Here is a 17,246-nt window from a genome sequence, read left to right on the forward strand (position 1 = left end):
TTTGCGAGTCTCCAGAATCACTTACCCGACAAACTTGTTGTTTCGTGGGAAGCCGGTGGGCGGCTGTCGTCCGGCGGTGGCGCGGTCGCCAAGCCAGTCAACCAGTTCTTCGGTGGGCTTGGAATAGGTGCGGCCCGAGCTGTCGGTCCAGGTGAGACCATCGGCGGCGTAGAAGGTCTTGATGTCGGAAATGCCGCCGTCCTTGTAGCGCTGCAGGCGGACACCCTTGCCGCGGGACATGGCAGCGAGCTGGTTGAGCGGGAAGACCAGCAGCTTGCGGTTCTGGCCGATGACGGCGACCCGGTCGCCATCGCAGGGCACAATCAGCCGCGCCTCGTCGGGAAGCGACACATTGAGGATCTGCTTGCCCTTGCGGGTGTTGGCGATGAGGTCGTCTTCCCCAACGACAAAGCCATAGCCTGCGGACGAGGCGATGATGCGCTGCTTGCCCGGCGAATACACGAAGAGCGCGACAATGTCCTGCCCCTCCTCAATATCGACCATGATACGCACCGGTTCGCCCTGGCCGCGACCGCCTGGGAGCTTGTCGGCGCCCAGCGTGTAGACCTTGCCCCCAGTGGTGAGCATGAGCAGCTTGTCGGTCGTCTCGCAGTTGAAAGTCTGCTTCAACCGGTCGCCGGTCTTGAAGCCCTTTTCATCGATCGTGGCATTGTGCCCCTTGGGCGCCCTGATCCAGCCCTTCTCGGAAAGAATGACGGTGATCGGCTCGCGCTCGATGAAGGCTTCGGTGATTTCCGCCGCATCGGCAGTTGGAGCGGCACCCAGAATAGTGCGGCGGGCACCCAGCGCATGCGGGGTGACGCCGTCGGCCTCGAAGAGCGGATAGGCCTTCTTGAGCAGTTCAACCTGCTTGGCGATCTCGCCCCATTGCCGCTTGTCGGAGGAGAGCAGCGCTTCAAGCTTGCCCTTTTCCTCGGTGAGGTTCTTGTGCTCCTGGCGCAGCTCGAGTTCTTCGAGCTTGCGCAAAGACCGCAACCGCATGTTGAGGATGGCTTCGGCCTGGTTCTCGGTCAGCTTGAACGCGGCAATCAACCCGGCCTTGGCATCGTCCTCCTCGCGGATGATGCGGATCACCTCGTCCAGGTTGAGATAGGCAATGATATAGCCTTCGAGCACTTCGAGGCGGTTGGTGATCTGCTCGACGCGGTGCTGGCTGCGGCGCACCAGAACCACCTTGCGGTGATCGAGCCAGGCGCGCAGCGCATCGGCCAGGCTCATGACGCGCGGCGTTGTGCCGTGGTCGAGAACGTTCAGATTGAGGCTGAAGCGCAGTTCGAGCTCGGTAAGCTTGAACAATTGCTCCATCAGGATGACGGCGTCGACCGTGCCGGCGCGCGGCTCCAGCACGAGGCGAATATCGTCGGAGCTTTCGTCACGCACGTCTTTCAGAAGCGGCAGCTTCTTGGCCAGCAGCAGCTCGGCGATCTTTTCGACCAGCCGCGACTTCTGAACGCCATAGGGGATCTTTGTGACGACGATCTGATAGACGCCCCGGCCCTTGTCTTCCTTTTCCCAGATGGCGCGATGACGGAAGGCACCGCGACCCGTTTCATAGGACTGGACGATGGAGGCGCGGCTTTCGACCAATTGCCCGCCGGTGGGAAAATCGGGCCCACGGATCAGGTCGTCCATGCTGGGTGGTGCCGAAAGATCGGCATGAACCAGTTCGTCGGTGGTGGCCGCGGGGTTGTGGATCAACTTGAGCGCGGCATTGCACAGCTCGACCAGGTTATGCGGCGGCACCGAGGTGGCCATGCCGACGGCGATGCCGGTGGAGCCATTGGCCAGAAGGTTCGGGAAGTTCGACGGGAGCACCATGGGCTCTTCGTCTTCGCCGTCATAGGTCGGCTTGAAGTCGATGGCATTCTCGGTGATGCCTTCGAGCAGGCGCGTGGCCACATCGGTCATGCGGCTTTCGGTGTAGCGCATGGCCGCGGCGCTATCGCCGTCGATATTGCCGAAATTGCCCTGGCCATCGACCAGCGGGTAGCGCAGGGCAAAGTCCTGCGCCAGACGCACCAGCGCGTCATAAATCGACTGGTCGCCATGGGGGTGGAACTTACCAATCACGTCGCCGACGATACGGGCGGATTTCTTGTAGCCCTGGTTGGGGTCGAGCCGCAGCAGGCGCATGGCGTGCAGGATGCGCCGATGCACGGGCTTGAGGCCGTCGCGGGCATCGGGCAGCGCACGCTGGGTGATGGTCGAGAGGGCGTAGCTCAGATACCGCTCTTCGAGCGCCTGCTTGAGGTCGACGATGCGCTGATCATCGTGCGGCGGAAGGGTATCGGCGTCGGACATGCTTGGCTCAATTCAGGAGAACGAATCAGGAGCAGCGTATAGCGGGCAGGTTCTTATGGCACGGCTTGGGGGCGAGTTTTGCCCGGTTTTTCGGGGATTTCGGCCTTAAACCCGCGTCAGCATGTCGATCAGCGGCTCGCGCGTAGCAGGGGGATCAATCTGGCGGGGAGACCAGAGGTGCATGTCGAGAAAATGGCTCGTAAGGCGGAAGGCATTGCGCAGGTCGTCGGGCGAGGCATTGCCGCGCGCACTAAGGAAACTGGGAAGCGGCAGGAGCCGGTCCCTGTAGGGTTCGGCGGCGACACGCGACACGGCGCGGCCTGATTTGGGCGAGACATGGGTAAGGTCCTCGGTGACGCCGGTGGCGGCGCAACTGTCGAGGTCGAGGCCGAAGCCGAGTTCATCGAGCAGGACCAGCTCGAACCGCGCCAGCGCTGCGGCGTCGGGCTCGTGGTCGATGAGATCGAGGGCCATGCCGAGCAGGCGATCATGGGGATCACGTTCGGGCAGCAGGTGGAGATGTTCGCAGATGGTCTGGGCCAGGTAGAGCCGCTTGCGGTCCGCAATGAGGCCGGCGGCGCGCGATTGCAGCACTTCCATGGTGAAAGCGCCCAGATGATCTTCGAGCCGGGCGCGCCAGGTCAGCTGGACCGTATTGCCGGGTTGCAGGGTTGCGGCGAGCTTGGAGGACCGTCCGCCGCGCACCAGGCCAACGCAACGCCCGCGTCCGGCGACCATGGCCTCGGCAATGACGCTGGATTCGCCATGACGGCGCACGCCTATGAGGAGGGCTTCACCGGTCCATTCCAACTCAAACCAGCCCCATGATCCAGTTCCACACGATCAGGGCGCACACAGCCCAGATCAGCACGATTACGGCCAGACCTGCCTTGCTGACGGGCTTTTGCGCAACTGCAGCGGCCTCGGTCCGAAACTGCGCGAACAGTTCCCTGGGCACCAGTCTTATCACAGCCATGATGCCCAGCGGCACGATAAGCAGGTCGTCCAGATAGCCAAGAACGGGAATGAAATCGGGGATCAGGTCAATTGGCGACAAGGCATAGGCGGCAACGCATATGGCCAGGGCACGCGCGAGAAACGGTGTTCTCGCATCCCGGGCAGCAATCCACACGGCAATGACATCGCGCTTTACCTGGCGCGCCCAGATCTTGGCGGCATCAAGCCAGCGAGTCACGCGTCACTTCTTCCCATGCGGAAATTCAAGGCCCATTTCGCGGTAGCGTTCCGGGTCGTCGGCCCATTTTTCGCGGACCTTGACGAAGAGGAAGAGGTGAATGGGCACCTCGTACATTTCCATCAGTTCCTTGCGAGCCTCGGCGCCGATGGTCTTGATGACCTGCCCGCCAGCGCCCAGCACGATCATCTTGTGGCTGTCGCGCGTCACATAGATCACCTGGTCGATCTTGTAGGAGCCATCCTTCTGGATCTTGAAGCTCTCGGTCTCGACCGTGGCGTTGTAGGGGATTTCGTCATGGACGCGCAGGAACAGCTTTTCGCGCGTGATCTCGGCGGCGGTGATGGCCATGGTGAGATCGGTCAGGTGATCCTCAGGGAAGTGCCAGGGACCAGGCGGAATGTGCTTGGCGCACCAGTCGATGAAGTCCTTCACCCCGTGCCCCTTGAGGGCCGAGAGCATGAAGGTGGCTTCAAAGCGCAGGCGCTCGTTGAGCGATTGCGACAGGGTCAGCAGGCTCTCGTGCTTGACCGCGTCGATCTTGTTGAGGATCAGCACTTTGGGCTGGCGAATATTTTCGAGGCCTTCGAGAAGGATTTCGATCTCGGGCGTCACGCCGCGCTCGGCATCGATGATGAAGGCGACGAGGTCGGCGTCCCCTGCCCCGCCCCAGGCGCTATCGACCATCGCCCGGTCAAGGCGCCGCTTGGGCGCGAAAATGCCGGGCGTGTCGATGAACACCAGTTGCGCCTTGTCCAGCGTCAGCACGCCGCGCACCTGGCTCCGCGTGGTCTGTGCCTTGTGGGTGACGATGGATACCTTGGTGCCAACCAGCGAATTGAGCAGCGTCGATTTGCCGGCATTGGGCGCACCGACCAGGGCGATGAAGCCGCAGGAGGTGTCCACCGGTTCAATTTGGGAGGTCATTTGCGTTCTTTCCAGACGTTCTGGCGGACGAGGAATTGTTCAGCAACCCGATGCTCGGCAATCTTCTTGGAAGGACCAATCGCCTGGACGCGGTCGAAGCCGGCCAGCTCGACTGCAATGGTGAACTCGGGCGCATGGTCGGGTCCGGTGCGCTCCACCAGCATATAGTCCGGTGGCTCCAGGCCGCGCGCCTGGGCCCATTCCTGCAAGGTGGTCTTGGCATCGGCGCGGCTGGCCTGACCGTCAACCAGGAACTCCTCGAACAGGCGTTCGATGAAATTGCGCGCCGGCTCCAGCCCGCCGTCGAGATAGATGGCGCCGATGATGGCCTCGGTCGCGTCGCCGAGAATGGCGTCCTTGTCGGCCCCGCCGGAGCGCGCTTCGCTTTCCCCCAGGATCATCTCGCTACCCAGATCGAGCTGGCGAGCGATATCGGCGCAGGTTTCCTTGCGCACCAGCGTGTTGAGCAGGCGGCTCAGTTCGCCCTCATTGGATTTGGGATAACGTTGGTAGAGCATGTCTGCGACCACCAGGCCCAGCACCCGGTCGCCCAGGAATTCCAGCCGCTGGTATGAGCGTTCGATACGTTTGCCCGGCGACACGGCGCTGGAATGGGTCAGCGCGTGTTCGAGCAGCATTATGTCGGCGAAGCGATAGCCTAGCCGAAACTGGAGCTTTTCATGGGTCTTGTCGCGTCGGCTCACGGCGTGCCTGTCGTGTCATACGGCGTGTCGCCATAGACCGAGCGGAACATGCGATCCCAGCGGACATTGGCCGGCCACTGCCAGAGCTGCCAGGGTGGCAGGTTGTCCTTTATCGAGAAGAACCGCGCTTCGGCCTTGGCGATCAGGTTGATAGCGGGGACATAGCCCACCTGGCTGAGGACACGACTGTCGGCCGAGCGGTCGCGATTGTCGCCCATCATGAAGTAGTGGCCAGCGGGCACGACATATTCCGGGGTGTTGTCGAGCGAGAGATTGTCGCCGATTTCCTGAATGATGTGGGTGGTACCCTCGGAGAAGGTCTCGCGATAGACGGTAACCTCGCGGGTATCGCCATTGCTGTCGGTGTCCATGGCCTTGCCGACTTCCTCGCGCTCAACCATGACGCCATTGATGTAGAGGCGGCCCTGCTGCATCTGGATGCGGTCGCCCGGCATACCGACGACGCGCTTGATGTATTCTATGTTCTGCGGCACCGGCCGGAACACGGCGACATCACCGCGATTGGGCTCGCGGCCCAGGATGCGATTGGAGATCGGCAACTCGAAATCGAGCAGCGCGAAATCGCCATAGCGGCCCAGCGAGAACGAGTGCTTGCCATAGCCCCAGACATATTTGTTGGCGACGAAGTAGTCGCCGATCATCAGGGTCTGCTGCATCGAGGCCGTGGGTATGGAAAACGGCTGATAGAGGAAGAAGCGCAGGAAGATGGCGATCAGCAGCGCTTCGACAATGACCACGAAGGTCTCCACCCACTCATTGGTGGCGTGCTTGGCGGGCTTGTCGATAGGCTGGCTCATGGTTCATCCCGGAAATGACGTGCGGAAGGGTTAGGCGTTTGTCCTGCCCGGGTCAATTGCTGTCCTGGGCCAGTGGGCTGGTCCAAAAAGTCTCGCAACCCCAGGGTTTCACCGTAGCGGCAATGCCTCGATGATGACGAAGGCCTGCGCCAGCCCGGCGTCATCGGTGATGGTGAGATGGATATGGGCCTCGTGTCCCTCGGGCACAAGACGCGCCAAGGCTTTTGCAGCGCCATTGGTGAGGCGCATGGTGGGCTTGCCCGAAGGCAGGTTGACCACGCCCATGTCGCGCCAATAAACGCCCCAGCTGAGCCCGGTTCCCAGCGCCTTGGAGCAGGCTTCCTTGGCGGCGAAGCGCTTGGCATAGGAGGCCGCGCGCTGGGCCCGGCGGTCGGATTTTTTCTGCTCGACCTCGGTAAAGCACCGCTGCACGAAACGGTCGCCAAATTTGGCGAGCGTCTGTTCAACGCGATGGATCTGGATAAGGTCGGAGCCCAGACCGACGATCACTTCACCCCCTGAATGCCGCGGCTGCCGGGCTTTATGGCCGGGATGGCGGCGAGTTCGGGCGGCAATTGATCGGCCGGATAGGCGGGCACCTTGAAATCAATGAGGCTGATCAGCGGCACGCCGACATCGGCCTCGCCGCCGGAGCGGTCGATAAGGCAGGCGGCGGCGACCACATTGGCGCCGATATTGCGCAGCGCCGTGACGCATTCGCGGATTGAAAGGCCGGTGGAAACAATGTCCTCGACCACGATCACCCTGTCATCGGGCCCGATCTCGAAACCGCGGCGCAGCTCGAACTGACCTTCGACGCGCTCGGTATAGAGCGCCGGGACACCGAGATGGCGGGACGTTTCATAGCCGGGGATGATGCCGCCGATAGCGGGCGAGACGACCTTGGTGACGCCCGGAACCTCGGCCTTGATCCGCTCGGCCAGCGCCTTGCACAGCTTTTCAGTCTGGTGCGCGTATTGGAAGACTTTCGCCTTTTGCAGGAATACCGGCGAGCGCAGGCCTGAGGAGAGGATGAAATGCCCCTCCAGCATGGCGCCGCAATCGCGGAAAATCTGCAAAACCTGTTCTTTATCCATCGCGCCCACTCCTATCGACACTGCCGTCCCATTCGAGCGTCGAGATCATTCCCGCCTCGCGCAGACCCGCTCGCTGGACGGCGGACAGGCCCGGACTGCGCTTGAGGGTTGCCAGAACATCGGTCAGTTGCGCAAGGTCGCGCACTTCAATTTCAAAGATCATCTGGTGGAAGTCGGGCGAAATCATCCGCATGACCAGATTGTTGATGTTGGCGTCGCAGGCCGCAATGGCCGAGGAAATCTGTGCCAGTGAGCCAGGACGATTGACCGATTCCATCGAAATGACGGTGGGGTAGAGGTGTTCTTCCGCGCGGGCCAGGTTCCAGCGCACATCAACCCAGGCGAGATCGCTGTCGTGCTTGGCGGTCAGTGCGTCCGAGTGGATGGGATAGACCGTGAGTGGATTGTCCGGCTCGAGAATACCCACCAGGCGATCACCCGGCACGATGCCTTCGCCCGAAACGGTTACCGGCGTGTGGAAATCGAGCTGGGCCAGAGCGGCCTTGGCGCGCGGGCCGGAGCGCTGACCGCCAGGCACGCGGAAGCGGAACTGATCCGAACCGCGCAAGGCAAACCAGCCATCGGCTGTGTCGGCAACCGGCAGTTCGAGCTTGCGCCGGCGTTTGCGGATGCCCTTGATCTGCGCCAGCGCCACAGACAATGGCTCGGAGCCGATCTTGCCCTCGCCCACAGCCACAAGCAGATCGCGCTTGCTCTGCTGCTCGAGCGCTTCGGCCAGTGCCTTGCCCTCGCTCTCGTCGAGCATGACGCCTTCGCGCTCCAGCATCATGTTGAGCACATGTTCGCCCAGGGCATAGGCGCGCTGGGCTGCTGCCAGGCGAACGGCGCGACGGATCGCGGCTCGCGCCTTGCCAGTCGCGGCAATGCCGATCCAATTGCTGGGTGGACGATGGTTCTGGTCGCGCAGGATTTCCACTTCATCGCCCGAGCGGAGCTGGGTCACCAGTGGCAGGATCAAGCCGTTGATCTTGGCGCCGACGCAAGTATCGCCGATGTCGGTATGCAGCGAATAGGCAAAGTCGATGGGGGTCGCGCCGCGCGGCAGGGCAATCAGCCGGCCACGCGGGGTAAAGCAGAACACCTGGTCCTGGAACAGTTCGAGCTTGGTATACTCAAGGAAATCCTCGGTCGAAATGCCCGAAGTCAGGTGACTGATGGTCTGGCGCAGCGAGCCATAGGCATGCGATTCCATTTCGATGCGGCCCAGATTGGCCGAGGCGCCATCCTTGTAGAGCGCGTGGGCGGCAATACCGAACTCGGCAACGCGATCCATATCCTCGGTGCGGATCTGCAATTCGACGCGCTGGCGGCTGGGTCCGACGATGGTGGTGTGGATCGACTGGTAGTCGTTGTGCTTGGGGACCGAGATATAGTCCTTGAACCGGCCCGGAACGACCTTCCAGGTCGTGTGGACCAGGCCGACGGTGCGATAACACTCTTCGGGCGAGCCCACGACGACGCGAAAGCCGATCATGTCGGAGAGCTGTTCCATGGCAATCGACTTGCGCTCGATCTTGGAGAAGATCGAATAGGGTGACTTGACCCGCGCCTTGACCCGCGCGGCGATGCCGGCTTCGGCCAGACGCTCGGTCAATTCGGCAGTGATCGTGTCGATGGTCTCGCGATTGTCTTCCTGGATTTGCTCGAGCCGGGCGATGATGGCCGCGTAATGATCGGGTTGCAGGATGCGGAAGCTCAGGTCTTCGAGCTCGTTGCGCATATCCTGCATGCCCATGCGCCCGGCGAGCGGGGCATAGATATCCATGGTTTCCTGCGCGATGCGCCGCTGCTTTTCTGGCGCCATGAATTGCAGGGTACGCATGTTGTGCAGGCGGTCGGCCAGCTTGACCAGCAGCACCCGCACATCCTGGCTGATCGCGAGCAGAAGCTTGCGCAGGTTTTCCGCCTGCGCTTCCTCGCGCGAAACCAGATTGAGACGGTCGATCTTGGTGAGGCCATCGACGATGGTGCCGATCTCGCCGCCGAACAACTGGTCAATCTCGGCGCGGGTGGCGTCGGTATCCTCGATTGTGTCGTGCAACAGCCCCACGGCGATGGAGGCATCGTCGAGCTTGAGCTCGGTCAGAATGGCTGCGACTTCAAGAGGATGGTTGAAGTAGGGGTCGCCCGAGGCGCGTTTCTGCGAGCCATGCTTTTGCATGGCGTACACATAGGCCTTGTTCAACAATTGCTCGTCGGCGTTCGGGTTGTAAGCCTGAACCCGCTCGACCAGCTCGTACTGACGCATCATGGAATTAGCCGCCCGCTCGCGTCTGCAAGCTTAGCGCCTGTGACAGAAATGAAAAGAGCGCCCGACGCATGCCGGACGCTCTCAGATATAATTGCGATGCGCTCAAGCGCAATGCAAATCAGTCGTCGCGACGCTCCGGCGGAGCCAGGCTTTCGATGCCGCGCAGCAGTTCTTCTTCGCTGATGGTGTCGAAATTGATCGCGTCGTCGTCGCCGGCGCTCTCGATCATCGGCGCAGCGCTGCTCTCGGGCTCGTCGACCTCGACATATTTCTGCAGCGAGTGGATCAGATCTTCGCGCAGGTCTTCCGGCGAGATCGTGCCATCGCCGATTTCGCGCAGGGCAACAACGGGGTTCTTGTCGTTGTCGCGCGACACGGTGATCTGGGCGCCCGAGGAAATCATGCGCGCGCGATGCGCGGACATGAGGACGAGGTCGAAGCGATTCTCGACCTTTTCAATGCAGTCTTCAACGGTGACGCGGGCCACGAACGTCTCCACACTTTGGGGAATGAAGGGCCGCAATACACGATGGCTGGGCCAATGACAAGGCTTGGCCCCGATACAACGGCAAAGCGCAATCGCTTTACGGAATGCTCCAAATGTGCGAATACCGAATTTAAGATTTTAAATGCACCGTCGGAATTTAATTAAGCGTCCGTCGCGAACGGGTTTTCAGCATCGGCAGGCCCCTGCCCCGTATTGGGAGTTGATTTCATGGCCATTGATCCCCGCGAGAAGATCGCTCTCTTTATCGACGGCGCCAATCTTTATGCCACGTCCAAGGCCATCGGCATTGATATCGATTATCGCAAGCTGCTGACCGAATTCAGCTCCAAGGCCTATATGCTGCGAGCCAATTACTACACGGCGCTGATCGAGGATCAGGAGTATTCCTCGATCCGGCCGCTGATCGATTGGCTCGACTACAATGGCTATACGGTTGTGACCAAGCCGGCCAAGGAGTTCACCGACTCCATGGGCCGCCGCAAGGTCAAGGGCAATATGGACATCGAGCTGACAGTCGATGCGCTAGAACTCTCTGACTTTTATGACCACCTGGTCCTGTTTTCTGGCGATGGCGACTTCACCGCGCTGGTGGCGGCGCTTCAGCGCAAGGGCAAGCGCGTGACGGTGGTGTCCACCTTGACCACGCCAACGCCGATGATCTCGGACGATCTGCGCCGTCAGGCCGATTTCTTCATGGATGTTGCCGATCTCGCCAAGACCGTCGGCCGGCCGCAGGTGCAAAGGCCGGTGGAGGCTTGAATATCCCTGCCATTCGAGCGTAGCTCTCATGGCCTGATCACCCAAAATCACGCCAGCAGCGCGATTTGGCCCAAGGCCGGTTCTCAGCCCCTGCCGCCCTCTTTCATGATGCGGGCCTTGTCGCGGTTCCAGTCGCGGTCCCGGCTGGTGGCGCGCTTGTCGTAGTTCTTCTTGCCCTTGCCGACACCAATGAGCAGCTTGGCCTTGCCCTGATCGTTGAAGAACAGCTTGAGCGGCACAATGGTATTGCCGGCGCGGGCGACTTCCTGGTCGAGCTTAGCCAGCTGCTTTTTCGAGACCAGCAGTTTGCGCGGCCGTTTCTCTTCATGATTGAAGCGGTTGGCCTGCAGATATTCCGGGATATGGGCGTTGATCAGCCAAAGTTCGCCACGCTCGGGGGAGGCGTAGGATTCGGCGATCTGCGCCTTGCCCAGGCGCAGGGACTTCACTTCGGTGCCGGTCAGGACAATACCGGCCTCGATGGTTTCGCCAATATCGTAGTCAAAGCGCGCGCGACGGTTTTCGGCCACCTGTCCGTGGCTGATCCATCCGTTCTTGCTCTTGTCGTTCTTGGCTGCGGCCATTGGTCAAAAAGTCTCGAAATGAAATGCCCGGCCCCCGGAACAGGTCCGCGGACCGGGCAATGAGGTGTTCGCCTTGTTAGATAAGGCCGGCGTGGCGCATTGCAAAGTCCATGGCGTCCTGGGTGGGCTTGCTGATCGGCACCAATGGCAGGCGCATCTCGTTGGCACACAGGTTGAGCCGATTACCCACATACTTGGCCGGTGATGGATTGGGCTCCATGAACAGGTCCTTGTGCAGGAATGCCAGCTTGTCGTTGATGGCGCGAGCACCGGCAAAATCGCCGGCGAGCGAAAGCTCCTGCATCTGCGAGCAGAGGCGCGGCGCCACATTGGCAGTGACTGAAATACAGCCATGGCCGCCATGGGCATTAAAACCAAGCGCCGTGCTGTCATCGCCTGAGAGCAGAATGAAGTCATTGCCCAGCTTAACCCGCTGCATGGTGGTCCGTTCCATGCTGCCCGTCGCATCCTTGACGCCAATGATATTGGCATGAGCGTCGCGCAGGCGAACGATGGTATCGACGGTCAGGTCAACCACGGTGCGGCCGGGCACCGAATAGAGAATGACCGGAATGCCGACGGCCTTGGCAACCGCCGAGAAATGCTGGAACAGCCCTTCCTGGTTGGGCTTGTTGTAATAGGGCACGACTGAGAGCACCGCGTCCGCGCCGGACTTCTCGGCGTGCTGGGCCAGCGACACGGCTTCGGCCGTTGCATTGGACCCCGCCCCTGCAATGACGGGCACCCGGCCATTGGCGACCTCGATGCACATGGCAACGATCCGATGGTGTTCTTCGTGGCTGACGGTGGGGCTTTCACCGGTGGTGCCAACGGGCACCAGGCCATGTGTGCCCTCGGCAATCTGCCACTCGACAAAGCTGCCGAAGGCTTTCTCATCCACGGCCCCATCGCGCATGGGAGTGATGAGTGCCGTAATCGAACCACGCAGCATTTGTCGGTATTCCTCAATTGGTGCCGGTCACAGGGCCGGTCGAGATTTCGCATGTGATACGCCCGGGCACGACGGCCCGGAACGGGGCGCACCTTACTTTCAACAGCGACGCGCCACAAGGCGCGCAAAACGCCTTGTGACTCGTTCTGCAAGGCCGGTAAATGGGCGGATGGAACCGCTCTTTTCACGTCGGCGCAAGGTACCGGACGATCATCCAGCCTTTGCTGGCCTTCCAGTGACGCACATTGCCCTGAGCGATGCACGGACGCGGGCCGCCGTGCATTTGCGTGGGGACTTCGGGCATGGCCGACCGCCGCTGGTTTGCCTTGCCGGCTACCAGCGTAACATGAGCGATTTTTCCGCTTTTGCCGACTATTTCCGCCGGCTGGGCAGCGGCAACTGGCCCATGGTGCTGATCGATCTGCCGGGGCGCGGGCGCGCCGACGACAGACCCAGGAACGTGGCGTATAGCACGCTTCAGGATGCCCGAGACGTGGCAGACATTCTGGCGGCGCTGGGCGTGGGCCGCGCAGTGCTGCTCGGCCAGGGACATGGCGGGCAAGTTGCCATGGCACTTGCGGCACACCATCCATTGCTGATCGGCGGCACCATTCTGCTCGACGCGGGGCCGGTAATAGATTCGCGCAGCATTGTGCGGCTGCGCAGCAATCTGGCGCATCTGGAGGGGCTGCGCGGCGGCAAGGCCGTGAACGCGGGGTTCCGCCGCATGCTGGGCGGAGTCTATCCCGGACTTGGCGAAGCTGAGCTCGGCGCCCTGGCCCTCCGCAGCCACTGGTTCGACAAGCGCGGCCGACCGCGGCCGCTCTTTGACCCACGCCTGATCGAACAGATCAAGGACATCAGTTTCGACGATATTCTGGTAGCGCAGTGGCCACTGTACGACGCGCTGGTCTGCGCGCCTTTGATGCTGTTGCGCACCCAGCTGACAGACCAGGTCAGGCGCGAAACATTCGAGAAAATGGTGCAGCGGCGGCCCGACGCAGAGGCAATCACCATTTCGGGGCAAGGCTCACCGGCCCTGTTCGATGATCCGGCCGAAATCGAAGCGGTGGCGGAATTTGTGTTCCACATCGGCAAGGGCGCGCGTCGAGCCGCCTGAATTCGGCAATGATCAGACCGGGACCGTTGCCGTCATCAACAGAATGGCCTGTTCGACCCATTGTTCGCGCCCGATGCGTCCCTTGACGGCAATCCGGCCCTCCAGCCAATCAATCTGGGCCGGCGTCCAGGCCGCGATCTGGTCGAGGTGATAGATCCCCAGATCATTGAGTGCTGATTCCGTCTTTTGCCCTATCCCCTTGATCTTCTTGAGATCGTCGGGCTTTCCACCGCGCGGCGCTGGCAGTTCGGGTGGCCGCTGTTGCGTGGGGGCCGCGGCCGCGGGTGCCGGCTCGGCCACTTCGCGCTCGACCGCACCGGCCAGGCGCCGTGCAGCCGAACGGGGGGCCGGCGCCTCCGGGGCATCGACACTCTCTTTTTGAATGTTCGCGGCAGCCTGCGCCCTTATTCTGGCTTCAAAGCGCGGGCGGGCGGCAAAGGCCCGCACCGCCAGATGAGCGCTGTAGCCCAGCACGCAGCCGGCCAGATAGGCGAATAGCACCAGCAGCGCTATTTCGACCACATGATCGAGGGTGATCACCTTGCGCCCTCACCCTGATCGCGGCTGAGGCTGAACCAACCCGTTACCAGACCCACAAGCCCCGCGACCGCCATGAACGGCCAATAGACCCCCACCAGAAAGAGTGCTGAATCCAGCAGCGCTGCCATGATTGTCAGCCCTGCTCGCCCGGGTCGCGCACCGAGACCACGATGCGACGATTGCGGCGTTTGCCCTCACTGGTGTCGTTGTCGGCGACCGGTTGGGTCTCTCCATAACCGATGGCGTAGAGGCGAATGGGGGCAATATCGCGCTCGATCAGTGCATTGACCACGGCCTCGGCCCGCGCGACGGATAGCGCCAGATTGAGCTGGTCATCGCCATCGCTGTCGGTATGGCCTTCCACCTCGACAATCGCGTCGGGACAAAGCCGCAGTGCATCGGCAAAGGCATCAAGCTCCGCAGACGCGCTGGCGGCGATGATGGCCGCGCCGGACTGGAACAGAATGGCATTGTGATCGGACAATGCCGCCACGCTTTCCCGGCACTGCGCCAGGCCGGACGGCGCGGCTATGTCCACAGACCATTGGCCCCCAAGGGCGGCGATCTGCGCATCAAGTGCTGCCTTGTCGGCCGGGCTTTTCGCGTCACCCATAAGGCTCCAGGCCCCGTCGGCCAGCTCCAGTTGCCCTTGCTGCAATTGCAGCAACGCCCGAATTCCTGCCTGGGCATCCTGAACGAAGGTGTCGGGCGCGCCGGGCACAATCTCGAGGTTTTCAGCCGCGCTGCCCGAGAGGGTAGCCAAATATCGGGCCGTGGATTGCGCGGGCACCTGGCCGGAAAGTGTGACGGCGCCGTCGGCCGCGCGTCGCGCGACAAAGGCATAGTCAGGAGCGGCCTGAGGCGCGGCTACAGGCGGAGCGGGCTCGGCAGGCGCTGCGGGTTCCGATGGCGCAGGCGCCTCCGGCGCCGCCACTTCGGCCACGACTTCGGCGGGCGGTGCAGCCGGCTGGACAAGTGACAGCGTCCAGCGCGGCGCGGCCGTCCCCAGAAGGGTCGTCGCGTCAGCATTGGCATCGGGCGTTATCGCGGTTCCTTCGGCAGACCAGCGGTCGCCATCGAATGCCACTTCGCCTTCGGAGACCAGGGCCAGGATGTCCATGGCCTGGAGCACGTCGGCGGCAAAGCCGTCTGGCGCGTCAGCACGCAGAACTGTGCCATCTGTCACTGCGGTACCTGCTCGAACAGCAAGGAAGCGCTGTAGCGATTCAGCCGGCACCGAGCCCTTGAGTGCAACGGTGCCGTCCTGCGCCTTGGTGGCAGCCCAATAATAAGGCTCGCTTGGCACCACCTCAGGCAGGGAAATCTCAGCACTTTCGGGCAGGTTCAAATTCGCCGCCAAAGCCAGAACCGCATCGCGCGCTTGCGTGTCGGCGGCGGCTCCAGTGAGGGACCAGGTCTTTCCGTCGTACGCCGCCCTGCCCTGCTCAAGACCCAGCAAGGCATCGACGGCCGCGCGGACGTCTGCCGCAAAGCCCTCGGGAGCGCCATTGGCGACGCGGCTGGTGTCGGTGACCCGCGTTCCAGCGTGAACCTTCAGATAGGATTGCAGCGCCGCGGCGGGAACATTGCCTGCGAACAGGAAGCTTCCATCGGGCAGGCGTTCAGCGGACCACAGATAGGGATCGGCAAAGTCCGGTGCCGCAATCGGCTGCGACAGTGCCAGCGACCAGCCGGCCTGCGCCAGACCGCGCACCGCAAACTCGGTTTCAATCGAGGCCTTGTCGATGGCAGAGGCCGGTTCGCCTTCGACAGTCCAGCCGGTGCCATCGAACCGCACGCTGCCGCGCCGCATCCAGGGCAGAAAATCCAGGGCCTGCTCGGCGGAGGCCAGGAAGTTCGGCGTCTCGCCTGAGGCAAAACTCACGCGCGAACGGGCGGCTGTGCCGGCGCGGGCCAGGAGAGCGGTTTCAACCTGCGGATCGGGCAGCATGCCTTCAAGGACGATGCCGCCGGCTGCGTCCTGGCGGGCAGAAAACACATAGTTGGCCGCGCGCGGCGCCGCGACGCCGGATTGCCCGAGGGTCAATCCCTGCGGCACACCGGACTTGAGCAATTCATGCACCGCCCGGTAGTCGGTCGGCGACCGCGCCAGGCCGGAGACCGTGATCACCTCGCCGGTAAGCGCAACGCGTCCTTCGGAGAGATAGCCCAAAACTTCCAGGCCGAAATCAACGCCGCGGCGATAGCCCTCCGGCGCACCGGCGCCATATTTGAGGAAGCTGGCGTCGGCCCCGGGGATGGCCGCAAAGCTTTCGCGCGTCGCTTCATCAGGCACAAATCCGTCGAACACCAGCACACCGCCGGGCTGGCGATTGATGCTGACCCAATAGTCCGCGACGCGCGGCGGCGACAGCGTGACGATGGAATCGGTGCCGGACAGGGCCTCGGTAATCGCCTGGGCCACCTCGACAGTCGGTGGCACGCCCGTCAGATGGCTGACGCCATCGACAATTTCGGCTGCGCCGCGTTCAAGGCGCGCCAACTGCTCCACCAGCAACCTGGTGCGTTCGGCAAAACCTTCGGGCGCGCCCGAGGCCAGGGACAGGCCAGTGGCAATCGGAACCCCTGCAACATCGGCCAGGCGCAGGCGGTCCACCAGGCGTTCTTCGGGTACATGGCCGGAAATCGCTATGCGGCTGCCGTCAAACTCGGCGCGCCATGTGTACGGCGCGACACGGACCGGCTCGACCGAGATTTCGCCGCTGGCAATGCCCGAAGGCAACTCCGTCAGCGCCATCTGCAAATGGCCAAGCGCCTTTTCGGAGCTGGCGCGGCCGACCGCGTTCAGCGTCAGTCCCGAAAGTTCGAAATAGCCGCTGTCCACCAGGGTCGCCTGGGCCAGCGCAAAATCGACGCCTCGGCGCCAAAGGGTTTCGTCGGGTTGACCGGAGCGGACCTGTAAATCAACGGTGGCGAGATCAGGAAGGGCCAGCAGCGATTGCCGCAATTCTTCATTTGGCACGCTACCAAAAAGGCTTACCGCGCCATCCTCAACTGAAACATTAATGCGATAAGGCGCCGCCAGGGGGGCGATGGTGACCGTTTCGTCGACAGATGAGATACCGCGCAGTGCCAGGAGGCTGGCGACGGCAAGGTCTCGCTCGGTATCGGATGACGTCGTTCCGGTCAGGTGAACGCGACGACCGGCGAGATCGATATGGGCCCAGCTAGAGCCCGAAACTTTGAGGGAAACCCTCCCCTCCTCGGCAAGTGCATCCAACATTGTCGGGGTTGCCATCGCCAGGGCCGCAACGGTGCCGCCCAAGACTGTCACAACACCCGGCGCCACCCACTTGAGGAGGTCCCTGATCATCCCGAATCCATTGGAAAACCGCAACTTTCCAAAGGTTAGATGATTTGCGGAGAAGGACAAAGAAAAACCCGCACAGAGGGCGGGTGAATTCAGATTCCGAGGATTTGCGGGTGA

At 62.3% G+C, this 17,246-nt stretch carries 16 protein-coding genes; 2 read left to right on the forward strand and 14 right to left on the reverse strand.

Annotated features, from left to right (window positions below):
• Positions 1-21: 21 nt before the first annotated feature.
• The 10 genes from parC to rpoZ all read right to left on the reverse strand — a co-directional run bounded on the left by parC (position 22) and on the right by rpoZ (position 9,822).
• Positions 22-2,322: a DNA topoisomerase IV subunit A gene (parC, locus tag NIM87_RS03330; RefSeq protein WP_254673188.1), complete on the reverse strand. Its 2,301-nt coding sequence runs from the start codon at positions 2,320-2,322 to the stop codon at positions 22-24.
• 105 nt (positions 2,323-2,427) lie between these two features.
• Entirely contained in the window at positions 2,428-3,132 is a 705-nt protein-coding gene (gene recO, locus NIM87_RS03335; RefSeq protein ID WP_254673189.1) for a DNA repair protein RecO, read from the reverse strand.
• A gap of 1 nt (position 3,133) precedes the next feature.
• Entirely contained in the window at positions 3,134-3,517 is a 384-nt protein-coding gene (locus NIM87_RS03340; protein ID WP_254673190.1) for a YkvA family protein, read from the reverse strand.
• A 3-nt stretch (positions 3,518-3,520) separates the two neighbouring features.
• Positions 3,521-4,444 carry a GTPase Era gene (gene era / locus NIM87_RS03345; RefSeq protein ID WP_254673191.1) on the reverse strand — a complete coding sequence of 308 codons (924 nt, stop codon included), beginning with the start codon at positions 4,442-4,444 and terminating at the stop codon, positions 3,521-3,523.
• Complete coding sequence (gene rnc / locus NIM87_RS03350; RefSeq protein WP_254673192.1) at positions 4,441-5,148, reverse strand: ribonuclease III; 708 nt, start codon at positions 5,146-5,148, stop codon at positions 4,441-4,443. The genes era and rnc overlap by 4 nt, the downstream gene beginning before the upstream one ends.
• Positions 5,145-5,966: a signal peptidase I gene (lepB, locus tag NIM87_RS03355; protein WP_254673193.1), complete on the reverse strand. Its 822-nt coding sequence runs from the start codon at positions 5,964-5,966 to the stop codon at positions 5,145-5,147. Before lepB ends, rnc begins: the two co-directional genes overlap by 4 nt.
• Before the next feature lie 108 nt (positions 5,967-6,074).
• Complete coding sequence (gene acpS, locus NIM87_RS03360) at positions 6,075-6,476, reverse strand: holo-ACP synthase (RefSeq protein ID WP_254673194.1); 402 nt, start codon at positions 6,474-6,476, stop codon at positions 6,075-6,077.
• On the reverse strand, positions 6,473-7,063 hold the full coding sequence (gene pyrE / locus NIM87_RS03365) for an orotate phosphoribosyltransferase (protein WP_254673195.1): 591 nt from the start codon (positions 7,061-7,063) through the stop codon (positions 6,473-6,475). The genes acpS and pyrE overlap by 4 nt, the downstream gene beginning before the upstream one ends.
• Positions 7,056-9,335 (reverse strand): RelA/SpoT family protein, encoded by a 2,280-nt coding sequence (locus NIM87_RS03370; RefSeq protein ID WP_254673196.1) that lies wholly within the window; start codon positions 9,333-9,335, stop codon positions 7,056-7,058. The genes pyrE and NIM87_RS03370 overlap by 8 nt, the downstream gene beginning before the upstream one ends.
• A gap of 118 nt (positions 9,336-9,453) precedes the next feature.
• Positions 9,454-9,822, reverse strand: a complete 369-nt coding sequence (gene rpoZ / locus NIM87_RS03375; protein ID WP_254673197.1) for a DNA-directed RNA polymerase subunit omega — start codon at positions 9,820-9,822, stop codon at positions 9,454-9,456.
• Between the two features lie 228 nt (positions 9,823-10,050).
• On the opposite strand from rpoZ, the gene NIM87_RS03380 reads away from it, so the two are divergent.
• Positions 10,051-10,602: a LabA-like NYN domain-containing protein gene (locus NIM87_RS03380; protein ID WP_254673198.1), complete on the forward strand. Its 552-nt coding sequence runs from the start codon at positions 10,051-10,053 to the stop codon at positions 10,600-10,602.
• A gap of 83 nt (positions 10,603-10,685) precedes the next feature.
• Here NIM87_RS03380 and smpB read toward each other — a convergent pair whose 3' ends face one another.
• Both smpB and dapA read right to left on the reverse strand, forming a co-directional pair.
• Positions 10,686-11,186 carry an SsrA-binding protein SmpB gene (smpB, locus tag NIM87_RS03385; RefSeq protein ID WP_254673199.1) on the reverse strand — a complete coding sequence of 167 codons (501 nt, stop codon included), beginning with the start codon at positions 11,184-11,186 and terminating at the stop codon, positions 10,686-10,688.
• Between the two features lie 76 nt (positions 11,187-11,262).
• Positions 11,263-12,138: a 4-hydroxy-tetrahydrodipicolinate synthase gene (gene dapA / locus NIM87_RS03390; protein ID WP_254673200.1), complete on the reverse strand. Its 876-nt coding sequence runs from the start codon at positions 12,136-12,138 to the stop codon at positions 11,263-11,265.
• Between the two features lie 169 nt (positions 12,139-12,307).
• On the opposite strand from dapA, the gene NIM87_RS03395 reads away from it, so the two are divergent.
• Positions 12,308-13,258 carry an alpha/beta hydrolase gene (locus tag NIM87_RS03395; RefSeq protein ID WP_254673201.1) on the forward strand — a complete coding sequence of 317 codons (951 nt, stop codon included), beginning with the start codon at positions 12,308-12,310 and terminating at the stop codon, positions 13,256-13,258.
• 12 nt (positions 13,259-13,270) lie between these two features.
• On the opposite strand, the gene NIM87_RS03400 is transcribed toward NIM87_RS03395, so the two are convergent.
• Both NIM87_RS03400 and NIM87_RS03405 read right to left on the reverse strand, forming a co-directional pair.
• Positions 13,271-13,798 (reverse strand): hypothetical protein, encoded by a 528-nt coding sequence (locus tag NIM87_RS03400; protein WP_254673202.1) that lies wholly within the window; start codon positions 13,796-13,798, stop codon positions 13,271-13,273.
• Positions 13,799-13,931: 133 nt separating this feature from the next.
• A complete protein-coding gene (locus NIM87_RS03405) occupies positions 13,932-17,132 on the reverse strand; it encodes an OmpA family protein (protein ID WP_254673203.1) in 3,201 nt (1,066 codons plus the stop codon).
• Positions 17,133-17,246: the final 114 nt, after the last annotated feature.

Origin of the sequence: Devosia ureilytica (assembly GCF_024273195.1) — a bacterium.
GTDB lineage: Bacteria > Pseudomonadota > Alphaproteobacteria > Rhizobiales > Devosiaceae > Devosia > Devosia ureilytica.